We start from the raw sequence: 20,824 nt of genomic DNA on the forward strand, positions 1-20,824 counted from the left end.
ATGGCCGGCCAGGCACCGGGCGGTCCGGGCCTGCTGCGCAACTTCGTCGGCGGCGCCTTCGTCGACACCGGCACCCGGTTCACCAAGCGCAGCCCGGTCACCGGCGAGCCGGTCTTCGAGGTGGTCGAGGCCGGCCGCGCCACGGTGGACGACGCGGTCGCCGCCGCCCGGGCGGCGCTGCGCGGGCCGTGGGGCCGGATGGGGGAGCGCGAGCGCGCCGAGGTGCTGCGCCGGATCGCCGACGAGTTGGAGCGCCGCTTCGACGACCTGGTCGCCGCCGAGGTCGCCGACACCGGCAAGGCCATCTCGCAGGCCCGTACCCTGGACATCCCGCGCGGTGCGGCGAACTTCCGGGCCTTCGCGGAGATCGTGGCGACCGCGCCCACCGAGTCGTTCACGACGGTCACCGCCGGCGGCGGGCGGGCGCTGAACTACGCGGTACGCAAACCGGTCGGCGTCGTCGCCGTGATCGTGCCGTGGAACCTGCCGCTGCTCCTGCTCACCTGGAAGGTGGCCCCGGCGCTGGCCTGCGGCAACGCGGTGGTGGTCAAGCCCAGCGAGGAGACACCCGCGTCGGCCACCCTGCTGGCCGAGGTGATGGCCGCGGCCGGCGTGCCCGACGGCGTGTTCAACCTGGTGCACGGCTTCGGGCCGGACTCGGCCGGTGAGTTCCTCACCCGGCATCCGGGTGTCGACGCGATCACCTTCACCGGCGAGTCGGCCACCGGTGGCGCCATCATGCGGGCCGCCGCCGACGGGGTGAAGGCGGTCAGCTTCGAACTGGGGGGCAAGAACGCCGGGCTGGTCTTCGCCGACGCCGACCTGGACGCGGCGGTGACCGGGTCGGTGCGCTCCAGCTTCACCAACGGGGGTCAGGTCTGCCTCTGCACCGAGCGGATCTACGTGCAGCGGCCGGTGTTCGAGGAGTTCACCGCCCGGCTGGCGGCGCGCGCCGGCGAGCTGGCGTACGGCTGGCCGGCCGACGAGGCGACGGTGAACATGCCGCTGATCTCGCAGGGTCACCGGGACAAGGTGCTCGGGCACTACGAGCTGGCCCGGGTCGAGGGCGCGCAGGTGCTCGCCGGCGGCGGGGTGCCGCGGTTCGGCGACGCCCGCGACGGCGGCGCGTACGTGCAACCGACCGTGTTGACCGGGCTCGGCCCGGACGCCCGGACCAACACCGAGGAGATCTTCGGTCCGGTGGTGCACGTGGCGCCCTTCGACGACGAGGACGAGGCGTACGCCCTGGCCAACGGCACCGAGTACGGCCTGGCGGCGACGGTCTGGACCCGCGACGTCGGTCGGGCGCACCGGGCGGGCGCCCGGCTGGACGCCGGCATCGTCTGGGTCAACACCTGGTTCCTGCGTGACCTGCGCACCCCGTTCGGCGGGGTGAAGGCCTCCGGCATCGGCCGCGAGGGCGGCGTGCACTCGCTCGACTTCTACTCCGAACTCACCAACGTCTGCGTGGATCTGTCATGATTGATATCGAGGCGGCCGCCCGGGAACTGGCCGAGGCCCGGGAGAGCGGCAAGCCCTGCCCGCCGCTGCGGGGGCGGCTGCTGCCGGCCGACGATGTCGAGTCCGCGTACCGGGTGCAGCAGCTCCAGGTGCGCGAGTGGCTGGCGGCCGGGCGGCGCCGGGTGGGTGCGAAGATCGGGCTCACCTCCCGGGCGGTGCAGGAGAGCCTCGGGGTCTACGAGCCGGACTTCGGGGTGCTCACCGACGCGATGGCGGTGCCCGACGGCGCCGAGGTCGCCCTCGACCGGCTGCTCCAGCCCCGGGTGGAGGCGGAGATCGCCTTCGTGCTCGGCGCCGACCTGCCCGATGACCGGGTCACCGCCGCCGACCTGCTGCGCGCCGTCGACCACCTGCTGCCGGCCATCGAGATCGTCGACTCGCGGGTCGCCGGCTGGGACATCTCCATCGTGGACACGGTGGCCGACAACGCCTCCAGCGGACTGTTCGTGCTCGGCACCGCGCCGCGCCGGCCCGCCGAGGTGGACCTGCGGCTGTGCGGGATGGTGCTGGAACACGCCGGGGAACCGGTGTCGGTCGGCGCCGGTGCGGCCTGCCTCGGCAACCCGCTGCACGCGCTGGCCTGGCTGGCCGGCACCATGGCCCGCGCCGGCGACCCGCTGCGCGCCGGTGACGTGGTGCTCTCCGGCGCGCTCGGCCCGATGGTGGCGGTGACGCCGGGCGCGGCGTACGAGGCCCGCATCTCCGGGCTCGGCTCGGTGCGGACCTGCTTCTCCCGGGAGGACCTCTCATGACGACGGGTGTGGCGGTGCTCGGGTCGGGCAACATCGGCACCGACCTGATGATCAAGGTGCTCCGGCTGGGCGGTGCTGCTGACGGGTCGCGCCGGCGGGACTCCGCCCCGCCGCATTCCTCCCCGGCCAGCCTGCGGATGGTGGCGATGGCCGGTGTCGACCCGGCCTCCGACGGGCTGGCCCGGGCTCGCCGGCTCGGCGTGGCCACCACGGCGCAGGGGGTGGACGGCCTGGTCGCGCTGCCCGAGTTCGCCGACATCGAGCTGGTCTTCGACGCCACCTCGGCCGGTGCGCACCGGCACAACGATGCGGTGCTGCGCGGGCACGGGCGGACGGTCGTCGACCTGACCCCGGCCGCGATCGGCCCGTACGTCGTGCCGCCGGTCAACCTGGACGAGCACCTGGCCGAGACGAACCTCAACATGGTCACCTGCGGTGGACAGGCGACCGTGCCGATCGTCGCCGCGGTGCGCCGGGTCACCCCGGTCGCGTACGGCGAGATCGTCGCCTCGATCGCCTCGCGCTCGGCCGGTCCGGGCACCCGGGCCAACATCGACGAGTTCACCGAGACCACGGCCCGGGCGATCGAGGTGGTCGGCGGCGCGGACCGGGGCAAGGCGATCATCGTGCTCAACCCGGCCGAGCCGCCGCTGCTGATGCGGGACACGGTCTACTGCCTCTGCCCGGACCCGGACGCCGACCGGGGCGCGATCGCCGACTCGGTGGCCGCCATGGTGGCCAGCGTGCAGGAGTACGTCCCGGGCTACCGGCTCAAGCAGGACGTGCAGTTCGACCGGGTCGACACCTACGTGCCGTCGCTGGGGCGGCGGGTCACCGGGTGGCAGGTCTCGGTCTTCCTGGAGGTCTCCGGCGCCGGGCACTACCTGCCCGCGTACGCGGGGAACCTGGACATCATGACCTCGGCCGCGCTGCGCACCGCGCAGCGACTGGTCGCCCACCGCGCCGAGCTGGCTGCACGATGACCGAGCTGTACATCCAGGACGTGACGCTGCGCGACGGCATGCACGCCATCGCGCACCGCTACACCGTCGACCAGGTCCGGACCATCGCGGCCGCGCTGGACGCGGCGGGGGTGGCCGCGATCGAGGTGGCGCACGGCGACGGCCTGGCCGGTTCCAGCGTGAACTACGGCCACGGCGCGGCGAGCGACGCCGACTGGATCTCGGCCGCCGCCGAGGTGATGACGAGGGCGAAGCTGACCACGCTGCTGCTGCCCGGCATCGGCACCATCGCCGACCTGAGGGCGGCCCGGGCGCTCGGGGTGACCAGTGTCCGCATCGCCACCCACTGCACCGAGGCCGACATCTCCGCCCAGCACATCTCGTGGGCCCGGGAGAACGGCATGGACGTGGCCGGCTTCCTGATGATGTCCCACCTGAACGACCCGACCGGGCTGGCCGAGCAGGCCAAGCTCATGGAGTCGTACGGCGCGCACTGCGTCTACGTCACCGACTCGGGCGGTCGGCTGCTGATGTCCGACGTGGCGCAGCGGATCGACGCGTACCGGCAGGTGCTGGAGCCGACCACGCAGATCGGCATCCACGCCCACCACAACCTCTCGCTCGGGGTGGCCAACAGCGTGATCGCCGTGGAGCACGGCCGGGTCGCCGGTGCCGGCCCGGCCGGGTCCGGCGCCGGGCGGACGGTCCGGGTGGACGCCTCGCTGGCCGGGATGGGCGCCGGTGCCGGCAACGCGCCGCTGGAGGTCTTCGTCGCGGTCGCCGAACTGCACGGCTGGACGCACGGCTGCGACGTCTTCGCGCTGATGGACGCCGCCGACGACATCGTCCGCCCGCTCCAGGACCGGCCCGTCCAGGTCGACCGGGAGACCCTCTCCCTGGGGTACGCGGGGGTCTACTCCAGCTTCCTGCGGCACGCCGAACGGGCCTCGGCGCGCTACGGCGTGGACGTCCGGTCGATCCTGGTCGAGTTGGGCCGGCGGCGGATGGTCGGCGGGCAGGAGGACATGATCGTCGATGTGGCGCTGGACCTCGCGGGCAGGGGGAAATCATGATCGGGCCGGACATCGCGGGGATCGCCGAGACGTTGGGCGCGGCGGCCGACGCGGCCCGTCCGATCCCGCAACTCGCCACCGAGACCGGCCTCGACGTCGACGCCGCGTACGCCGTGCAGGCCGCCCTGGTACAGCGCCGGCTGAGCCGGGGGGAGCGGCTGGTCGGGCTGAAGATGGGGCTCACCAGCAGGGCGAAGATGGCCCAGGTCGGGGTGGACGAGGTGATCTGGGGACGGCTCACCGACGTGATGCGGGTGCCCGACGGCGGCACGGTCGACGTGGCCGGCTTCATCCATCCCCGGGTCGAGCCGGAGGTGGCCTTCCTGCTGGACCGGCTCCCCGAGCCCGGTGAGCCGGTCGGCGCCTTCACCGACGCGGTCCGGGCGGTCGCCCCGGCGATCGAGCTGATCGACTCCCGCTACGCGAACTTCACCTTCTCGCTGCCGGACGTGATCGCCGACAACACCTCGGCCGGCGCCTTCGTCGTCGGGCCGTGGTCGCCGGTGCCCGACGGGCTGGAGAACCTTGGCGTGCTGCTGGAGGTCGACGGGCGCCTGGCGCAGGTCGGCTCGACGGCGGCGATCCTCGGCGACCCGCGCCGGGCGCTGGACGAGGGGATCCGGCTGGCGGGGCGGCACGGCGTGCGGTTGCGCGACGGCTGGGTGTTCCTGGCCGGCGCGGCCACGGCCGCGGTTCCGCTGCGCCCCGGTGCCCATGTCCGGGCCGTGATCGAGAAGCTCGGTACGGCGTCGTTGAAGGCGTCGTCGTGAGTGGTGGGCAGGCGCGCGTGGTGCCGGGGAAGGCCGTTCCCCGGGGGGCGTTTCCGCACGTGAAGGTGGCCGGCGGGTTCGTGTTCGTGTCCGGCACGTCGTCGCGGCGGGCGGACAACAGCTTCGCCGGCGTGTCGGTGGACGAGTACGGCACGACCGCCCTGGACATCCGGGTGCAGACCCGCGCGGTGATCGAGAACATCGGTGATCTGCTGCGGTCGGTGGGCGCCGGGCTGTCCGACCTGGTGCAGGTGACGTCGTATCTGGTCACCATGAATGACTTCGGTGGATACAACGAGGTGTGGGCGGAGTTCTTCGACGCGACCGGGCCGACCCGGACGACCGTCGCCGTGCACCAGTTGCCGCATCCGCACCTGCTGATCGAGATGCAGGCCGTCGCCCTGCTCCCAGAAGGAGGCCAGTCGTGAGTGAGATCGCCGAGCCGTTCAGCTTTCCGGGGTGGATCGCGGAGAACCAGCACCTGCTGAAGCCGCCGGTGGGCAACAAGGAGATGCTGCCCGGCTCCGAGGACTTCATCGTGATGGTGGTCGGCGGGCCGAACCAGCGCACCGACTTCCACGTCGACCCGTACGAGGAGTTCTTCTACCAGATCAAGGGGAACATGCACGTCGACCTGATGCTCCCGGAGGGGCCGCGGACGGTGCACGTGCGCGAGGGCCAGATGTGGATGCTGCCGCGCAACACCCCGCACTCGCCGCAGCGGCCGGAGGCCGGCTCGATCGGAGTGGTGATCGAGCGGGTACGCGAGGAGGGGACGCTGGAGAGGTTCCAGTGGTACTGCCCCGGGTGCGACCACAAGGTGCACGAGGTGGAGTTGCAGGTGCGCGACATCGCCGCCGACCTGCCGCCGGTCTTCGCCGCGTTCTACGCCGACGAGTCCGCGCGCACCTGTGACCACTGCGGCACGCTGCACCCGGGCAAGGGCTGATGGCGGATCCGGTCGCCGGGGCGCCGTCGCCGGTGGTGGACGTGCACACGCACGTCGTACCGAAGGGGTGGCCGGACCTCGCGGCGGCGTGCGGTGGGTCCGGCTGGCCCTGGCTGCGGATCGACTCGGAGCGCGCGGCCATGATCATGGTCGGCGAGACGGAGTTCCGGCCGGTCGGCGCGGAGTGCTGGGACGCCGACACCCGGCTGGCCGACATGACCGCCGACGGGGTCGACGTGCAGGTGGTCTCGCCCACGCCGGTCTTCTTCTGCTACGACCGCCCGGCCGACCAGGCGGTGAAGGTGGCCCGGATCTTCAACGACCTGACCCTGGAGGTCACCGCCGCCGGTGGCGACCGGCTGCTGCCCTTCTGCCAGGTGCCGTTGCAGGACCCGGACGCGGCCTGCGCCGAGGTGGACCGCTGCCTGGCGGCCGGCCACGTCGGCGTGGAGATCGGCAACCACGTGGGCGATCGGGACCTGGACGACGCCGGCATCGTGACCTTCCTGACCCACTGCGCCGAGGTCGGCGCGCCGGTCTTCGTCCACCCGTGGGACATGACCGGCGGCCCCCGGCTCGACCGGTGGATGGCCCGCTGGCTCACCGGCATGCCCGCCGAGACCCACCTGTCGGTGCTGGCGATGATCCTCGGCGGGGTCTTCGACCGGGTGCCGGAGACGTTGCGGATCTGCTTCGCTCACGGCGGTGGCAGCTTCCCGTTCTGGCTGGGCCGCGCCGACAACGCCTGGCACCGCCGTGGCGACCTGGTACGCGGCTCCTCCGTCGCCCCGCCCAGCTCCTACGTGGACCGGTTCTCCGTCGACTCGGTGGTCTTCTCCACCCCGGCGCTGCGGCTGCTGGTGGACACGATGGGCGCCGACCGGGTGCTGGTGGGCAGCGACTACCCGTACCCGCTGGGCGAGCGCCCGGCCGGCCGCGTGGTCCACGAGGCCGGCTTCCTCACCGACGCCCAGCGCGCCGACCTGCTCTCCCGCAACGCCCTGCGGTTCCTCGGCATCGCTGGTATATAAACATGACTCAGCCGTATACACTCGGCACATGAAGACCGTTATCGACCTTGACGACGAGCTGCTCGAACGGGCTCGTCGTGAACTGGGCACCAAGAGCAAGAAGGACACGATCCACGCTGCCCTCCGGATGGTCGCCGAGCGCGGCGAGCGGATGGAGGCGATCCGGGAACTGCTCTCGATCGACCGGGACTGGACCGGCCTGCTCGCCGACGACAAGACACCTCGCGGCGAGCAGGACGCCGAGTGACACCTCCGGTCGGGCTGTACCTCATAGACACCTCTGCCTGGGGCCGCCTCCGCCATCCGATCGTCGGCAAGCGCATCCTGGCGATCCTTGAGGAGCGACTCGCCGCCACCTGCCTTCCGCTCGATCTGGAGGACGGGCGCAGCGCCCGTGACTTCCGCGACGCGATGACGGTGCGCGCCCGTCGTGCCGAGCTGATGACCGACCTTCCGATCACCTCCGCCGTGGCTACCCGGGCGCGGGACCTGCAGCTGGCGTTGACGGCTCGGGGTCACCATCGGGCAGCGAGCCCGGTGGACGTCACGGTGGCGGCGGCCGCCGCCGAGTACTCGGCGACCGTGCTCCACTACGACCGCGACTTCGATCTCCTGACGGACGCGGGCGGCCCCCGGTCGGAGTGGGTGTCGCCGCCCGGCACCCTGTCCTGACGCCGGCCCTCGTGTCGAGGCGGCGGCGGACGATCTGAGCGGGCAGGATGGCGGCATGGCCGAGCCGCACGACCTGACCGCGCTGGAGCAGGCCGCCGCGGTCGCCCGGGGCGAGCTGTCCAGCCTGGACCTGGTCGAGCATCACCTGCGGCGGGTCGACGCGCTCGGTGACACGGTCGGCGCCTTCGTCACCGTCACCGCGGACCTGGCCCGCGAGGCCGCGCGGGTGGCGGACGCGACGCCGAAGGACCGGCGCGGGCCGCTGCACGGCGTACCGACCGCGATCAAGGATCTGACGTTGACGGCGGGTGTCCGCACCACCTTCGGCTCGGCCGCCTTCGCCGACTTCGTGCCACCGGTCGACGCGGACGTGGTGCGGTTCATCCGGGCCGCTGGCCTGGTCAGCCTCGGCAAGACGACCACCTCCGAGCTGGGCTGTTCGCTCTACTCCGAGACCCTGGTGGCCCCACCGGCCCGCAACCCGTGGGAGCTGGCGTACACCGCCGGTGGGTCCAGTGGGGGCGCGGCGGCGGCCGTGGCGGCGGGCCTGGTGCCGGTGGCGCAGGGCTCCGACGGCGGTGGTTCGCTGCGCATCCCGGCCTCGCTGTGCGGCCTGGTCGGCTACAAGCCCAGCCGCGGCCTGGTCTCCGGCGGCCCGCTCGGCTTCGGTGCCTTCGGCCTGCCGACCAACGGCCCGATCGGCCGCAGTGTCGCCGACGTGGCCGCGTTGCTGGACGTGCTGGCCGAGCCGGTGCCCGGTGAGCCGTACCTGCCGCCCCCACCGCCGCCCGGCGGCTACCTGGCGGCGGCCCGCGCCGCCGAGCCCGGGCGGCTGCGGGTCGGCCGGTTCACCGCCCCGATGCTCGCCGACGAACCGGTGCACCCGGACTGTCTCGCCGCGGTGGACCGGGCCGCCGCGCTGCTCACCGCCGCCGGCCACGAGGTGGTCGAGGTGCCGGCGCCGCTCGGGCCCCAGGTCTGGCCGCTGTTCGAGATCGTCTGGTACGTCCTCGCGCTCGCGCCGGTGCCGCCGGGGCGGGAGGCCGAACTGCTGCCGCTGACCCGCTTCCTGCGCTCCCGGGCAGCCGGGATCTCCGCCGGCACCCTCACCGCGACCCTCGGTGAGATCCAGGCGCAGGTACGCCTCGGTGCCCGCCGTACCGCCGGCTGCGACCTGCTGCTCTGCCCGACCCTGGCGGCCCCGCAGGCGCCGGTCGGCTGGTTCACGCAGGGGCGCACCCCGGAGGAGGACTTCGACCGGCAACGCCGGTTCTCCCCGTACTGTGCCGTCTTCAACGTCACGGGTGAACCGTCCGTTTCGCTGCCGGTCGGTACGACCGCCGAGGGGTTACCGGTGGGTGTGTTGCTCACCGGCCGCTACGGCGACGACGCGAGGCTGATCGCGACCGCTGCGCAACTGGAGTCCTCCAGTGGCGGGTGGGATCGGCACCCCGCAGTCTGGCGGGGCGTCGGCTCCGCTAACGTGAATGGCAGCGGAGTCGGGAGGTCACCGCGGTGAACCGTCACCCGACCCGGTCGAAGGTCTCTCTTTCCGCCTGGGGGCGTTGGGATTGTCTGTAACCGACACGTTGCTGGTCTTCGTCGGCATCCCGGCAGCCGTCGTGCTGGTGATTGCCGGCCTGGTCTACGCGGGCAGCCGGGGTGGTGGCGGTGGTGCCAAGCGTTACCGGCCGGGCCGACCGTTCAGCTTCACGCCGGTGTGGTTCCTCGGCCGGCCGGAGGAGCTGGCCGACTCCGCCGGCGCGGTGCTGTCGGTGGGGGCACAGGCGCCCGCGCTGACCAGCAGCAAGCAGGAACAGGCCGGTGCCGAGGCGCCGGCCGGTGGAACCGGAGGCGCAAGTGACCGTTGGTGAGAAGCAGCCCGGGACGGAAACCCCGCCCGACGTGCTCGACGGGCCGTTCTCGACCCGCCAGCTGCTGCGCATCGACGAGGCGCTGCGCCTGGCCGACAAGACGACGGGCCTGGTCTTCTCGGTCTTCGTCGGCGGCCTCGACGAGCCGATCCGGGAGCATGCCGAGCGCCTGCACGGGCAGCTCGCCGACCCCGACCGGTCGGTGCTGGTCGCGATCTCGCCCAACCAACGGCAGTTGGAGATCGTCACCGGCCGGTACGCCCGTAAGCGCGTCCCCGACACGTACGCCAAGATCGCCGCGCTGTCGATGGTGGCCGCCTTCGGCGGCGGCGACCTCGCCGGAGGGATCATCCAGGGGCTCGACCAGCTCTCCCGGTACGCCGGCAAGGGCTGACCGGTCCCGTACGACGAAGCCCGGTCCCCACCTCGCGGAGACCGGGCTTTCTCGTGCCGACAGGTCAGCGCGGCCAGGCGGACGGGTCGAGCCGCATCGGCCACGGCTCGGTCACCTCGACCGGATCGTCCGGCCCGACCGTGCCGAGAAGGTTGTAGTGGACCTTCTTGACCAGCTCATACCGGTAGACCACCGGCCCGAAGTCGCCCCGTTCCACCCGCCAGTAGAAGGGGATGCCCGCCTCGGCGTAGAGCGCGGGCTTGGTGAACCGGTCGTGGCGACGGCTGCTCGGCGACTCGATTTCGACGACGAGCGCGATGTCCGTCGGATTCGCCCACATGCCATCCGGTGGCGCGCTCGGCCTGAGGGCTGTGATGTCCGGAATCAGGTTGCCGGCCGGGGTGCGAAGCCCAGCCTCGCGAATGATCATCCAGCCCGCTGGTGCCGCAGCCCTGATCGCTGTCCGGATCTCATCGGCCAGCCACTGGTGTCCGTACCCCGGCGGTGGAGTCACGTGCAGGCTCCCGTCGATGATCTCGTAGCGACTCCCGTCCTCCGGCAGATCGAAGAGATCCTGCTCCCGCCAGTCACGCTCCGGTGGGCGCCATTCGAACGTCGGCTGTGCCATCACGTCCACCTCCTTCTGCAACCATAACGGTCCGGGCCGGCGCGGGTTCGCACCCGCGCCGGCCCCGAGGGTCCGCGTCGGTCAGGCGGTCCGGGCGTCCCGGCGGCGGGCGTGCAGCGCGCGGAGCACGCCGTCGCGGCCCTCGGCCACCAGGCGCCGCAACGGCCCCGGGCGGCCCTCCTGGGCCAGCCAGGCGTCGGTGGCCTCGACCGTGTCGTCCTCGACCAGGTGCGCCGGGTACATCAGCATGGCGAACTCCTGCGCCGGCTCGCTGTCCCGGCTGGCCCAGACCTGCCCGACCGTGGCGAAGTACCGGTCCCGGTACGGCGCGACCAACTCCACCTGTGCCGGGTGGGTGAAGCCCTGCAACAGTGCCCGGTGTCGCCAGTTCGGCAACGGCTCGGGGCCGGTCAGCTGGGCCCAGACCGTGCTCTTGTTCTGCTCGGTCGGCACCAGCGCGTGCGCGTACGCGGCCTCCCGCTCACCGCTGGAGGTCTTGTCGGTGGCCAGCTCCGCCTCGATCTCCGGCGCCCCGGCCACCCCGTTGGCCACCAGTGCCTGCAGCACGCTCCAGCGCAGTTCGGTGTCGATGGTCAGCCCGGGCGTCACCTGCGTGCCCTCCAGCCAGCCCCGCAGGACGGCCAGGTCCTCGCCGGAGCGGGCCGCGGCGATGTACGCCCGGGCCCAGGCCAACTGGAAGCCGCTGCCCGGCTCGGCGGCGGCGAGGGTGGTCTTCGCGGTGCGGGCCAGCTCGGCCCAGCCGGTCGGTGCCCAGTCCGGGTCGGCGTAGAAGGTGAGCGCGCTGCTGACCTGGCGCAGCGTCGCGGTGACGAGGTTGATGTCCGGCTCGGCCGGCAGCCCGGCCAGCACCAGCGCCACGTAGTCCCGGGTGGCCAGCTCGGCGTCGCGGGTCATGTCCCAGGCGGCGGTCCAGCACAGCGCCCGCGCCAGCGACGAGTCGAAGCCGGCGATGTGCTGCACCACCGTGGCCATGGAGCGTTCGTCCAGGCGCAGCTTGGTGTAGGTGAGGTCGTCGTCGTTGAGCAGCAGCACGTCGGCCGCGGGCACGCCGACGAGCCCGGTCAGCTCGGTCAGCTCACCGTCGACGTCGACCTCGTACCGCTCGCGGCGCACCAACCGGCCGTCGGTGAGGTCGTAGAGGCCGACGCCGATGCGGTGGGTACGCAACGTCGGGTGGCCCGCCGGCGCCTCCTGGCGGACCAGCACCTGCTCGTACGCGCCGTCCGCGCCGATGGTCAACTCCGGCCGCAGCGTGTTGACCTGCGCGGTCTCCAGCCACTGCGAGGCGAAGGTGGCCAGCTTGCGGCCGGAGGCGCTCTCCAGTTCGGAGAGCAGGTCGTCGAAGGTGGCGTTGCCCCAGGCGTGCCGGGCGAAGTAGGCCCGCAGGCCGGCCAGGAAGGGCTCCTCGCCGACGTACGCGACCAGCTGCTTGAGGACGCTGGCACCCTTGGCGTACGTGATGCCGTCGAAGTTGACCTCGACCGCCTCCAGGTCGGGCATCTCGCAGTAGACCGGGTGGGTGGAGGAGAGCTGGTCCTGCCGGTAGCCCCAGTTCTTCCGGATGGACAGGAAGGTCGTCCACGCCTCGGTGAACCGGGTGGCGTGCGTGTTGCACCAGTGGCTCGCCCACTCGGCGAACGACTCGTTCAGCCACAGGTCGTTCCACCAGCGCATGGTGACCAGGTCGCCGAACCACATGTGCGCGAGTTCGTGCAGGATCGTGTTGGCCCGCTGCTCGTACTCGAAGTCGGTGACCTGGGAGCGGAACAGGTAGTGCGACTCGGCGTGCGTCACGCAGCCGAAGTTCTCCATCGCGCCGGCGTTGAAGTCGGGCACCCACAGCTGGTCGTACTTCGGCAGTGGGTATCGCACCCCGAACTGCTCGTGGAAGAAGTCGAAGCCCTGCGTGGTGATCAGGTTCAGATCGTCGGAGTCGAGGTACTGCGCCATGCTCGCCCGGCAGAAGTAACCCAGGTCGATCCCGTCGTGGGTGTACCGCACCTCGTGGTACGGCCCGGCGCAGAGCGCGGTGATGTAGGTGCTCATCCGCGCCGAGGAGACGAAGTGGACGGTCTTGTGGCCCTCGCCCGCCGCCTCCTCGCGCTCCACCGGCATGTTGGAGACCACCTTCCAGTGCTCCGGGACGGTGGCGTGCCAGGTGTAGACGCTCTTCAGGTCCGGCTGGTCGAAGCAGGCGAACACCCGCTGCGCGTCGGCCGTCTCGAACTGGCTGTAGAGGTAGGTCTCACCGTCGACCGGGTCGACGGTGCGGTGCAGCCCCTGCCCCGAGGTGGAGTACGCGAAGTCCGCGTCGACGACCAGCGTGTTCTCGCTGGCCAGCCCCGTCAGCGTCAGCCCCTTCTCGGCCGAGAAGTCGGTCAGGTCGACCGGGGCGCCGTTGAGCGTCGCCGAGCGTACCGACTCCGCCGCCACCTCGATGAACGTGGTGGCCCCCGGCTCGGTGCAGCCGAAACGCACCTCGGTGGTCGACTGGAAGGTACGGCCGCCGGCGGCGTGAACGGCGCTGGACAGGTCCAGACTGATGTCGTATCCGGTCACGTCGAGCAGGCGGGCCCGTTCGGTCGCCTCGGCCTGTGTCAGGTTGCGCACTCCCGGCACTGTTCGTCTCCATCCCACTCTCGCCGTGCGTCACGGTCGCGTCGTCCGTCGACCGCTCGTGACGGCCGGTCCCGCCTGAGTCTTCCATGTACGGGGAGGCGGTGGTGGGCGAGGTCACGGGTCGATCCCCACACAGGCGGGGTGCGGCGGAGCGAGGATCGGTGGTACGACGTCGAGTCGGTATCACCGTTGCGAAGGGATCTCACCGTGAACGAGCGCGCCAGCGTCGACATGTGGTTCGATCCGATCTGCCCGTGGGCATGGCTCACGTCCCGATGGCTGCTGGAGGTGGAGCGGGTCCGCGCCGTCGACGTCCGCTTCCACGTGATGAGCCTGTCGGTGCTCAACGAGGGTCGGGACCTGCCCGAGGAGTACCAGGAGATCATGCGGGCCGGGTGGGGACCGGTGCGCGTCTGCATCGCCGCGCAGCAGCGCTACGGCCCGGACGCCGTCCGCGCGCTCTACACGGCCCTGGGCACCCGGATCCACCTCGGCAGGGAACAGCTCGGGCCGGAGCTGTACGTCGCCGCCCTGACCGACGCCGGACTGGACCCGGACCTGGCGGCGGCGGCCGGGGACGCCGGCCTCGACACGCCGCTGCGGGCCAGCCACGAGGCCGGCATGCGACCGGTCGGCACCGACGTGGGCACCCCGGTCATCCACGCTCCCGGCCCCGACGGTCGCCAGGTCGCCTTCTTCGGGCCGGTGGTCACCCCGGCGCCCAAGGGTGAGGCCGCGGGTCGCCTCTGGGACGGCGTCCTGCTGGTCGCCGGCACGCCCGGCTTCTTCGAACTCAAGCGCAGCCGCGACCTGGACCCCATCTTCGACTGAGGTGCTGGGAAGGGCCCCGGTTAACGCCTCCGGTATAGCAGGGGCCCTCTCTCAACAAGTGGATCGCCGCGTCACCGCTGCCTCCACGGGCTCGTTTGACCCTGTGTCCGCAGCGGCGATCCGGCGGGCCGTAGCTGCGGCTGCCGGCCGCATTCCGCAGCTCGTGGAGGGGAGCCAGATGGCCAAGCACCGTGCGCCCGTTGACGATCTCCAGTGGTGGGAGGAACGCGGGAACGGCGACTCTCGGCCGGCGCCCGACCTGCGCTGGCCCGCGCCCCGCCAGGACCGCCCCAGCACCACGAGCACCACGGCCCGGGTGCTGGGCCGGTCGGGCGTGGTGGGCGTGGCGAGGGTACCGGTCACGTCCCGCCTGACCCCACCCGATCGGGACCTGCGCGACCAGCGACCACGCCCGGATCGGGTACGCCCGGCCGTGGTGCCGACGCCCGCCGGTCGGCACCGGCAGACCACCAGGTCGGACCGTTGACCGGGGGCCCTTCCCTGTCACCTGGTGGGCGGGGGGCGGGTCGGGCGGTGGGGGCCGGGCCGGCGCCGGTAGCGTCATCGGTCATGACGGTCGTGCACCCGATCACCCGGGCCTGGATCACCACTGGCGGCACCGGCGCGCAGAACTACGACGAGTTCGCCGACGACGCGGAGATCACGGCGATCATCGAGGCGAATCCGCACAGCGCCCTCGGCATCGAGATGCCGCACAAGGCCCCGGAGAGCCTCGGCACGTCCTTCGGCGACGCCCTGCCGGCGGCGGTGAGCCGGCTGGCGGAGGCGAAGGCCGACGGCAGCTACACCCCGGCCGAGCAGGTGGTGGTGCTGTACCGGATCAGCGCGGCGGGCGAGGAACCGGCCTACGGGCTGTTCGCCATGGTCGACACCGATCAGATCTCCACCCGGGCCGACGAGCCGGGCCTGGTGATCCGCAACGAGGACGTCTTCATCGCGAAGGTGCGCGAGCGGGTCGCCCTGGCCCAGGCGCTGGGCCACCTGCTTTCGCCCGTACTGCTGCTGCAGACCGGGCGGGGGGACGAGCTGCACGCCGCGCTCGCGGCGGCCACCGACGCAGCCGGCGCGCCCGCCGCCACCGACACCGACCAGTCCGGGCGCACGCACGCCATCTGGCTGGTCGGTCCCGGTGCCCAGCAGGACGAGCTGACCGCGCTGGCCGGCGGCGGCGAGCTGGTCGTCGCCGACGGCAACCACCGCAGTCTGGCCGCGCAGACCGGCGGGATGTCCCGGTTCCTGGCGGTCGTCACCACGCCGGCATCGGTGGCCATCCAGCCGTACAACCGCCTGGTCAGCGAGCTGACCACCACCCCGGACGAGCTGCTCGACCGGCTGCGTGCCGCCGGTGCCCGGGTCACCACGGTCGACGGCCCGGCCGAGGTCCCGTCGGCCGGCGGCACCGTCGTGCTCCAGCTGCCGGGCCAGGCGTACGCGGTGACACTGCCGCACACCGGCGCCGGCCGGCTGGAGAATCTCGACCATGCCCTGGTCGAACGGTTGCTGCTGCGTGATGCCCTCGGCCTGGACCCGGGCGACAAGCGGATCACCTACGTCGGCGGCGACTACCCGGCGAGCTGGCTGACCGGTGAGGTCGAGGCCGGCCGGGCCGAGCTGGCCATCCTCATCGCGCCGGTGACCGTCGACGACTTCGTCGCGGTGAACCTGGCCCGGGAGAAGATGCCGCGCAAGAGCACCTGGTTCACCCCGAAGGCGCGCGGCGGTCTGGTGGTCGCCGAGCTGCCCTGACCGGCGCCCGTCCGGGCCGGCACCGCCGCTGACATGGCGTCCGTTCCGGCGGGCACCGCCCCCGCGCTGCCCGCCCGGGCGCGCCTGACAGACTGCCCGGTATGCGCGTCTACCTGGGATCCGACCACGCCGGTTTCGAGCTGAAGGTGCACCTGGCCAACCACCTCGCCAAGCAGGGCTACGAGGTGGTCGACATCGGCCCGCACGCCTACGACCCGGAGGACGACTACCCGGCCTTCTGCCTGCACGCCGGTACCCGCGTGGTGGCCGATCCGGGCAGCCTGGGCGTGGTCGTCGGCGGCTCGGGCAACGGCGAGCAGATCGCCGCGAACAAGGTGGCGGGAGTACGGGCGGCCCTGGCGTGGAACGTCGAGACCGCCCAGCTGGGCCGGCAGCACAACGATGCCAACGTGGTCGCCGTCGGTGCCCGTCAGCACACCCTCGACGAGGCCACCGCCATCGTCGAGGCGTTCCTGACCACCCCGTTCTCGGGCAGCGAGCGGCACGCTCGCCGCATCGACCAGGTCGCTGAGTACGAGCGCACCCGGAAGCTGCCCGACCTGCCCTGACGGGACGGTCAGCGGCGGGGTAGCTCGTCGCGGGGAGTCCAGTTCCGGCGGACGATGACGACCCGGGCGGCGGCCTCGGCGAGATCCTCCTCGGTGGGCCGGGCGGCGTCCCGGGCCCGCATCGCCGCGGTGACGCTCACCTGTGACGAGCCGGAACCGACCAGCCCGCGCAACCCTCGCTCACCCTCGTCGGCGCCGCCGCGCCGCCCACGGTGCGCCTCGCCCCCGTCGTGCATCCCCGCGGTGGCCGCCGCCGCGCCCCCGTCACCACCCTCACCGTGACCACCGTGATGCCGGTGCCGCCGCCGTCGCCGCTCCCCATCCGCCACCCCCCGACCGTACCCCCACCCCCACCCGCCCACCCTCTTCGCCCTGTTGATCATGAAGTTGTTGTCGCCCCGCCCGGCGTGTCGCGGTAACAACTTCATGATCGCCGAAGGGGGAGTGGGGTGGTCAGAAGACCTCTAGGGCGGAGGGGGCGCGGGGCCAGGTGAAGGCGGGGGTGGCGGTGGCCAGGGCGCCGGGGCGTAGCTCGCGGACCCGACCGGCGTCCGCCAGCGTGGTCAGCCCGGCGCCGCCGAGGAACACCTCGCCGAGGCAGCGTACGTCGCACGCCAGGTCGGCCGGTGCGCTCTCCGGAGTGCAGGTGGCCCCGGTCAGCCCGCCGCGCAGCCGCCACCGGCCGGTGTTCTCCGGCAGCAGGTCGTCGGTCACCTCGATGACCACGTCGACGTCGGTGGCGTAGCGCCGGGCGGCGAGCGCGGCCGGCACGTCCACCACCCGTACCCACAGCGCGTCGACCAGCTGGGCACCGAGCTGGCGCGGCTCGTTCACCATTCGCAGCAGCGGTTCGTCGACGGCGGCGCGCACCCAGGACAGCCGTCGGGCCAGGTCGAGCGAGAGCAGCATCCGCCAGATGGCCCGGTACGCGGCCGGGTCGGTCGCCACCACCTCGTCGACCGTGGTGAGGCCCTTCGGGCCGGCGTCTTCCCACTCGGCCTTGGTGCGGAACAGGCCGTAGCCGTCGACGCCGTCGGCGCCCTCGTGCAGCACCACCCGTCGCTCGGTGGCGCCGCCGCGCTGCGCCTCCGGGTCGACCAGCACGTACCGCCACCATCGGTCGTCGCGGGCGGACCAGCCGGGCCGGTCGGCGCGGGCCCGGTCGTACACCCGGGCGAGGTCGGCCCGGCGGGCGGTCGGCGAGTCCAGGCGCAGCCGGCCCTCGTCCGGGGTCGGCGCCGGCAGCCGCAACTCGGTGGTCTCGTCGGTGACGGTGAGTCGCTGCGCGGCCAGACCGTAGCCGAAGCGTGGGTAGATCCGCCCCTCGCTGGCCCAGAGCACCGCGATCGGTTCCCGGCGGTCGTCGCGGATCTGACGCAGCTGCCGGTGCATCATCGCGGTGAGCAGTCCCCGGCGGCGGTGGGTCGACGCGACCCCTACCAGGGTGACGTGGGCGGCGGGAATCGCCCCGCCGGGCACGCCCAGATCCCGGGTGTACGCGGCGGCGCTGGCCACCAGTTCCGGCCCGTCGCGGACCAGCAGGGCGCGCTCCGGTTCGAAGATCGCGCGTTCGGTCTCGTGCGCCTCGGGCACGACGGGTTGATGGAACAGGTCACCGAGGAACCGGCCGATCTCGTCGTAGTCCTCGGCACGACCGGTCGCGATGGGCAGGGTGGCGATGGGCAGGGTGGAGGTGGTCACCGGTCGTGTCTAACGGATCGGCACGGGGTGGGGCGACCGATTTGCCGGCTGGCTACTCTCGAAGTCTCCAGCGGCGCCCGGTGGGTCGCCGCCGGTCCAGGGGAGGGGACGAGATGGCCGACCAGACGCAGCCGTGGGCGGAGCGGACCGTCGAGGTGCCTCCGCAGCCGGATGCCGGGGTTCCGCAGCAGCGCGACCCGTACCGGCGGGGCGTGGCCTCGGTCGGTCCCCGGGCACACCGTACCGAGCCGTTCCCGGCGGTGGCGCACGAGCCGACCGGCACCGGTTGGCCGGGCGAGCCGGTGCCGCGACGGCCGTTGAGCTGGCACGTGGCGCGGCTGAAGCGCGGCGGCGAGTGGAGCGCGGCGGGTGCGTTGTTCGCCTTCGTCTGCTGGGGGATCTGGGCGATCTCCGGCGGTGGTGATCTCGTCGGGCCGTTTCTGGTCTTCGCGGTGAGCCTGCTGGTGGCGGCCGGGCTGTTCGCCCTCGCCCGGTTGCTGGGCCGGGTGGTGCTGGAACGGCAGTTGGGCCGGGTGCGGCGCAGCGCCCGGGGCGCGCATCTGGTCACCGCCGTCTTCCTGGCCGGCCTGGGCTTCGCCTATCTCCGCCAGACGCAGTGGATCATGGATGCCTGGAACTGGCTGACCACCTGAGTCCGCCGGTCACCGGGCGGATCGGCCGAGGGCCGACCCGCCCGGGAGCGGTCGCGTAGCCGCGACCGAGGTCGTCACTCCACCAGGACGGCGCCCTGCTTACCCCGCTCGGCGCGGTTCATCCCCCCGACGCCCGAGGCGGGCGTCAGACACCCCCAGTCTGGACATCACCGCACCTATCCGTCTTGGTGTTAAATCTGCGGTCGTCCCCGTCTTTTCCGCGATCGGACACAATTTCCCCGGCAAGGGGGAAAGTGTGCTGCCTAATGTGTGAATAGCACGCCTGTGTCCGACTTCGTGATGTGAAAATTCTGTCAACACAGAGCTTCACAAAATTAAAAGCGTCTATAGGATGTGCTTGTGGGAGGCGGGGGGAAGGTCGACGGGTCTGGATTTGTAGAGGGAGTGGGCATTCCGGTGTCCGTTCTCCGGCTGGACCGCCCCGAGCTCGACGGGACCCGGCTCGTCGTGCGCGCCATCGACGTCGACCTGCGCGAACGACGGCGGGGGCACCACCTCGCACCGCTGGGATACCTCTACGACCGCGCCGACCACGACGAGCTGGAATCAGATCTCATCCTCGACGCCGGGCACTACGACGAGGTGGAGCAGACCTGGTCGTTTTCCGCAGAGGTGCCCGGAATCATCGGGCTCACCGAGCCGCTGTCGTCGGCCGGCAATCCGCCGGGCGAAAGAGCCGGAAAAGAAGGAGACGAGACGTGACAACCACTCTCACCCGTAACCCACTGCGCACCTCGCTGTCCATGACCAGCGGGCACGACTTCAGCCAGCCGCTGCCGGCCGACCACGACCGCCAGCCGTTCGGCTACCTCTTCGCCAACTGGGATCCGGGCATGCCGGAGGAGACCGAGACGGAGCTCGGCTACTACGACGCCGACCAGCAGGTCTGGGTGACCCCGGACGGCGCCATCACCGCCGGCGTCTACACCAAGACCCGCACCTCCGGCGCCAACTGCGGGGACTGCGTGACCGACGACGCCTGCGCGTAGGGGCGACGCATGTCCACCTCGCCATCGGACCGGGGGATCCTCATCCTCACCCAGGACTTCGATCCCACGGTCGACCCCGTTGTGCGGACCCTCACCGCACGGGGCGCCGACGTCGTCCGCGTCGACCTGAGCTACTTCCCGCAGACGCTGACGTTCACCACCTCGGATTTCGATGGCGAGCGGCGGCGGTTGCTGCACCGCGGGCGGGAGGTCGACCTCGACCGCCTCTCCGGGGTGTGGTACCGCCGCCCCACCGCCTTCCGCTTCCACGAGCAGATGAGCGAGGCCGAGCAGCAGTTCGCGCGCAACGAGGCGCTGCACGGCATCGGTGGCATCCTGCGCGGCACCGACTGTCTCTGGGTCAACCGGCCGGACGCCGACGCCGTCGCCGAACTCAAGCCGTACCAGCTCGGGTTGGCCAAGCAGGTCGGCATGCGGGTGCCCCGAACGTTGCTCACCAACGACCCCGACGAGGTCCGCGCCATGGTCGGCGCGGCCGACGCACCGGTCGTCTACAAGGCGCTCACCGGCGGGGTGATCCACTACCCCGGTGCCTTCCCCAGCGGCCTCTACACCACCGTGGTGGGCGACGAGGTGCTGGCGAACGCCGATCGGGTCCGGCACACGCTCTGCATGTTCCAGGAATACGTCGACAAGGCGTACGAGGTCCGGCTGACCGTCGTCGGGAACACCTGGTTCCCCGTGGTGATCGACTCGCAGACGCTGCCCACCACCTCCGTGGACTGGCGGGGCGAGAACCACCTGCCGTACGGCCCGTACAAACCCCTCCCCGACGACGTGGTGGCGAAGACACAGCGCCTGCTCGACCGCCTCGGCATCGTCTACGCGGCCCTCGACTTCATCGTCACCCCCGAGGGGGAGTACGTCTTCCTGGAGGTCAACCCGGGCGGCCAGTTCATGTGGCTGCAGCACGACCTGGGCCTGCCGATGGGCGAGACCATCGCGGACCTGCTGCTGGCCGGCGGCCCCTTCCGCCGGGGCGAGGTCACCCAGGTCGGCTACTGAG

At 72.2% G+C, this 20,824-nt stretch carries 25 protein-coding genes; 21 read left to right on the plus strand and 4 right to left on the minus strand.

The features are described 5' to 3' along the window. The 13 genes from O7615_RS19460 (at position 1) to O7615_RS19520 (ending at position 9,998) form a co-directional block, all read left to right on the plus strand. Positions 1-1,482 (plus strand): 2-hydroxymuconic semialdehyde dehydrogenase, encoded by a 1,482-nt coding sequence (locus O7615_RS19460; protein WP_278182151.1) that lies wholly within the window; start codon positions 1-3, stop codon positions 1,480-1,482. After that, the gene (locus O7615_RS19465; protein ID WP_278179148.1) at positions 1,479-2,273 is read left to right on the plus strand and encodes a fumarylacetoacetate hydrolase family protein; all 795 of its coding nucleotides are present in this window, start codon (positions 1,479-1,481) and stop codon (positions 2,271-2,273) included. The genes O7615_RS19460 and O7615_RS19465 overlap by 4 nt, the downstream gene beginning before the upstream one ends. Continuing rightward, on the plus strand, positions 2,270-3,256 hold the full coding sequence (locus tag O7615_RS19470; protein ID WP_278179149.1) for an acetaldehyde dehydrogenase (acetylating): 987 nt from the start codon (positions 2,270-2,272) through the stop codon (positions 3,254-3,256). The genes O7615_RS19465 and O7615_RS19470 overlap by 4 nt, the downstream gene beginning before the upstream one ends. Further along, positions 3,253-4,308, plus strand: coding sequence for a 4-hydroxy-2-oxovalerate aldolase (gene dmpG, locus O7615_RS19475; protein WP_278179150.1), 1,056 nt, complete (start codon positions 3,253-3,255; stop codon positions 4,306-4,308). Before O7615_RS19470 ends, dmpG begins: the two co-directional genes overlap by 4 nt. After that, the gene (locus O7615_RS19480; protein WP_278179151.1) at positions 4,305-5,078 is read left to right on the plus strand and encodes a fumarylacetoacetate hydrolase family protein; all 774 of its coding nucleotides are present in this window, start codon (positions 4,305-4,307) and stop codon (positions 5,076-5,078) included. Before dmpG ends, O7615_RS19480 begins: the two co-directional genes overlap by 4 nt. Further along, the gene (locus O7615_RS19485; RefSeq protein WP_278179152.1) at positions 5,075-5,506 is read left to right on the plus strand and encodes a RidA family protein; all 432 of its coding nucleotides are present in this window, start codon (positions 5,075-5,077) and stop codon (positions 5,504-5,506) included. Before O7615_RS19480 ends, O7615_RS19485 begins: the two co-directional genes overlap by 4 nt. After that, entirely contained in the window at positions 5,503-6,027 is a 525-nt protein-coding gene (locus O7615_RS19490) for a 3-hydroxyanthranilate 3,4-dioxygenase (RefSeq protein ID WP_278179153.1), read from the plus strand. The genes O7615_RS19485 and O7615_RS19490 overlap by 4 nt, the downstream gene beginning before the upstream one ends. Then, a complete protein-coding gene (locus O7615_RS19495; protein ID WP_278179154.1) occupies positions 6,027-7,058 on the plus strand; it encodes an amidohydrolase family protein in 1,032 nt (343 codons plus the stop codon). Before O7615_RS19490 ends, O7615_RS19495 begins: the two co-directional genes overlap by 1 nt. 28 nt (positions 7,059-7,086) lie before the next feature. Continuing rightward, entirely contained in the window at positions 7,087-7,305 is a 219-nt protein-coding gene (locus O7615_RS19500; protein WP_278179156.1) for a type II toxin-antitoxin system VapB family antitoxin, read from the plus strand. After that, the gene (locus tag O7615_RS19505; RefSeq protein ID WP_278179157.1) at positions 7,302-7,730 is read left to right on the plus strand and encodes a hypothetical protein; all 429 of its coding nucleotides are present in this window, start codon (positions 7,302-7,304) and stop codon (positions 7,728-7,730) included. The genes O7615_RS19500 and O7615_RS19505 overlap by 4 nt, the downstream gene beginning before the upstream one ends. A 55-nt stretch (positions 7,731-7,785) precedes the next feature. Continuing rightward, the gene (locus O7615_RS19510; protein ID WP_278179158.1) at positions 7,786-9,249 is read left to right on the plus strand and encodes an amidase; all 1,464 of its coding nucleotides are present in this window, start codon (positions 7,786-7,788) and stop codon (positions 9,247-9,249) included. 70 nt (positions 9,250-9,319) lie between these two features. Beyond that, the gene (locus tag O7615_RS19515) at positions 9,320-9,604 is read left to right on the plus strand and encodes a hypothetical protein (RefSeq protein WP_278182152.1); all 285 of its coding nucleotides are present in this window, start codon (positions 9,320-9,322) and stop codon (positions 9,602-9,604) included. Continuing rightward, entirely contained in the window at positions 9,591-9,998 is a 408-nt protein-coding gene (locus O7615_RS19520; protein ID WP_278179159.1) for a DUF5130 family protein, read from the plus strand. The genes O7615_RS19515 and O7615_RS19520 overlap by 14 nt, the downstream gene beginning before the upstream one ends. Positions 9,999-10,062: 64 nt before the next feature. Here O7615_RS19520 and O7615_RS19525 read toward each other — a convergent pair whose 3' ends face one another. Both O7615_RS19525 and pepN read right to left on the minus strand, forming a co-directional pair. Then, positions 10,063-10,626, minus strand: coding sequence for a Uma2 family endonuclease (locus tag O7615_RS19525; RefSeq protein ID WP_278179160.1), 564 nt, complete (start codon positions 10,624-10,626; stop codon positions 10,063-10,065). Between the two features lie 81 nt (positions 10,627-10,707). Then, on the minus strand, positions 10,708-13,257 hold the full coding sequence (gene pepN / locus O7615_RS19530) for an aminopeptidase N (protein WP_278179161.1): 2,550 nt from the start codon (positions 13,255-13,257) through the stop codon (positions 10,708-10,710). Between the two features lie 216 nt (positions 13,258-13,473). On the opposite strand from pepN, the gene O7615_RS19535 reads away from it, so the two are divergent. The 4 genes from O7615_RS19535 (at position 13,474) to O7615_RS19550 (ending at position 16,433) form a co-directional block, all read left to right on the plus strand. Next, positions 13,474-14,097 carry a disulfide bond formation protein DsbA gene (locus tag O7615_RS19535; RefSeq protein WP_278179162.1) on the plus strand — a complete coding sequence of 208 codons (624 nt, stop codon included), beginning with the start codon at positions 13,474-13,476 and terminating at the stop codon, positions 14,095-14,097. A gap of 178 nt (positions 14,098-14,275) precedes the next feature. Beyond that, the gene (locus tag O7615_RS19540) at positions 14,276-14,584 is read left to right on the plus strand and encodes a hypothetical protein (protein ID WP_278179163.1); all 309 of its coding nucleotides are present in this window, start codon (positions 14,276-14,278) and stop codon (positions 14,582-14,584) included. An 83-nt stretch (positions 14,585-14,667) separates the two neighbouring features. Beyond that, a complete protein-coding gene (locus O7615_RS19545) occupies positions 14,668-15,864 on the plus strand; it encodes a DUF1015 family protein (RefSeq protein WP_278179164.1) in 1,197 nt (398 codons plus the stop codon). Between the two features lie 101 nt (positions 15,865-15,965). Next, entirely contained in the window at positions 15,966-16,433 is a 468-nt protein-coding gene (locus O7615_RS19550) for a ribose-5-phosphate isomerase (protein ID WP_278179165.1), read from the plus strand. Positions 16,434-16,441: 8 nt separating this feature from the next. Here O7615_RS19550 and O7615_RS19555 read toward each other — a convergent pair whose 3' ends face one another. Together O7615_RS19555 and O7615_RS19560 are read right to left on the minus strand one after the other, a co-directional pair. Next, positions 16,442-16,762, minus strand: coding sequence for a hypothetical protein (locus tag O7615_RS19555; RefSeq protein WP_278179166.1), 321 nt, complete (start codon positions 16,760-16,762; stop codon positions 16,442-16,444). A gap of 124 nt (positions 16,763-16,886) precedes the next feature. Further along, positions 16,887-18,134, minus strand: a complete 1,248-nt coding sequence (locus O7615_RS19560) for a GNAT family N-acetyltransferase (RefSeq protein ID WP_278179167.1) — start codon at positions 18,132-18,134, stop codon at positions 16,887-16,889. A 113-nt stretch (positions 18,135-18,247) separates the two neighbouring features. Here O7615_RS19560 and O7615_RS19565 point away from each other — a divergent pair, with 113 nt between their 5' ends. From O7615_RS19565 to O7615_RS19580, 4 genes are all read left to right on the plus strand, one after another. After that, positions 18,248-18,787, plus strand: coding sequence for a hypothetical protein (locus O7615_RS19565; RefSeq protein ID WP_278179168.1), 540 nt, complete (start codon positions 18,248-18,250; stop codon positions 18,785-18,787). 417 nt (positions 18,788-19,204) lie between these two features. Further along, positions 19,205-19,510, plus strand: a complete 306-nt coding sequence (locus O7615_RS19570) for a hypothetical protein (protein ID WP_278179169.1) — start codon at positions 19,205-19,207, stop codon at positions 19,508-19,510. Then, positions 19,507-19,797 carry a hypothetical protein gene (locus O7615_RS19575; protein ID WP_278179171.1) on the plus strand — a complete coding sequence of 97 codons (291 nt, stop codon included), beginning with the start codon at positions 19,507-19,509 and terminating at the stop codon, positions 19,795-19,797. The genes O7615_RS19570 and O7615_RS19575 overlap by 4 nt, the downstream gene beginning before the upstream one ends. Positions 19,798-19,806: 9 nt before the next feature. Next, positions 19,807-20,823: an MvdC/MvdD family ATP grasp protein gene (locus O7615_RS19580; protein ID WP_278179173.1), complete on the plus strand. Its 1,017-nt coding sequence runs from the start codon at positions 19,807-19,809 to the stop codon at positions 20,821-20,823. Position 20,824 lies beyond the last annotated feature (1 nt).

Origin of the sequence: Micromonospora sp. WMMD1082, assembly GCF_029626175.1 — a bacterium.
Classification (GTDB): domain Bacteria; phylum Actinomycetota; class Actinomycetes; order Mycobacteriales; family Micromonosporaceae; genus Micromonospora.

What these genes read in the sequence shown, in the direction of transcription:
- O7615_RS19580 (WP_278179173.1), top strand. Translation starts at nt 19,807, where the DNA reads ATGTCCACCTCGCCATCGGACCGGGGGATCCTCATCCTCACCCAGGAC.
- O7615_RS19545 (WP_278179164.1), top strand. Translation starts at nt 14,668, where the DNA reads ATGACGGTCGTGCACCCGATCACCCGGGCCTGGATCACCACTGGCGGC.
- O7615_RS19550 (WP_278179165.1), top strand. Translation starts at nt 15,966, where the DNA reads ATGCGCGTCTACCTGGGATCCGACCACGCCGGTTTCGAGCTGAAGGTG.
- O7615_RS19480 (WP_278179151.1), top strand. Translation starts at nt 4,305, where the DNA reads ATGATCGGGCCGGACATCGCGGGGATCGCCGAGACGTTGGGCGCGGCG.
- O7615_RS19470 (WP_278179149.1), top strand. Translation starts at nt 2,270, where the DNA reads ATGACGACGGGTGTGGCGGTGCTCGGGTCGGGCAACATCGGCACCGAC.
- O7615_RS19525 (WP_278179160.1), bottom strand. Translation starts at nt 10,626, where the DNA reads ATGGCACAGCCGACGTTCGAATGGCGCCCACCGGAGCGTGACTGGCGG.
- O7615_RS19565 (WP_278179168.1), top strand. Translation starts at nt 18,248, where the DNA reads ATGGCCGACCAGACGCAGCCGTGGGCGGAGCGGACCGTCGAGGTGCCT.
- O7615_RS19540 (WP_278179163.1), top strand. Translation starts at nt 14,276, where the DNA reads ATGGCCAAGCACCGTGCGCCCGTTGACGATCTCCAGTGGTGGGAGGAA.
- dmpG (WP_278179150.1), top strand. Translation starts at nt 3,253, where the DNA reads ATGACCGAGCTGTACATCCAGGACGTGACGCTGCGCGACGGCATGCAC.
- O7615_RS19510 (WP_278179158.1), top strand. Translation starts at nt 7,786, where the DNA reads ATGGCCGAGCCGCACGACCTGACCGCGCTGGAGCAGGCCGCCGCGGTC.
- O7615_RS19465 (WP_278179148.1), top strand. Translation starts at nt 1,479, where the DNA reads ATGATTGATATCGAGGCGGCCGCCCGGGAACTGGCCGAGGCCCGGGAG.
- O7615_RS19495 (WP_278179154.1), top strand. Translation starts at nt 6,027, where the DNA reads ATGGCGGATCCGGTCGCCGGGGCGCCGTCGCCGGTGGTGGACGTGCAC.
- O7615_RS19460 (WP_278182151.1), top strand. Translation starts at nt 1, where the DNA reads ATGGCCGGCCAGGCACCGGGCGGTCCGGGCCTGCTGCGCAACTTCGTC.
- O7615_RS19500 (WP_278179156.1), top strand. Translation starts at nt 7,087, where the DNA reads ATGAAGACCGTTATCGACCTTGACGACGAGCTGCTCGAACGGGCTCGT.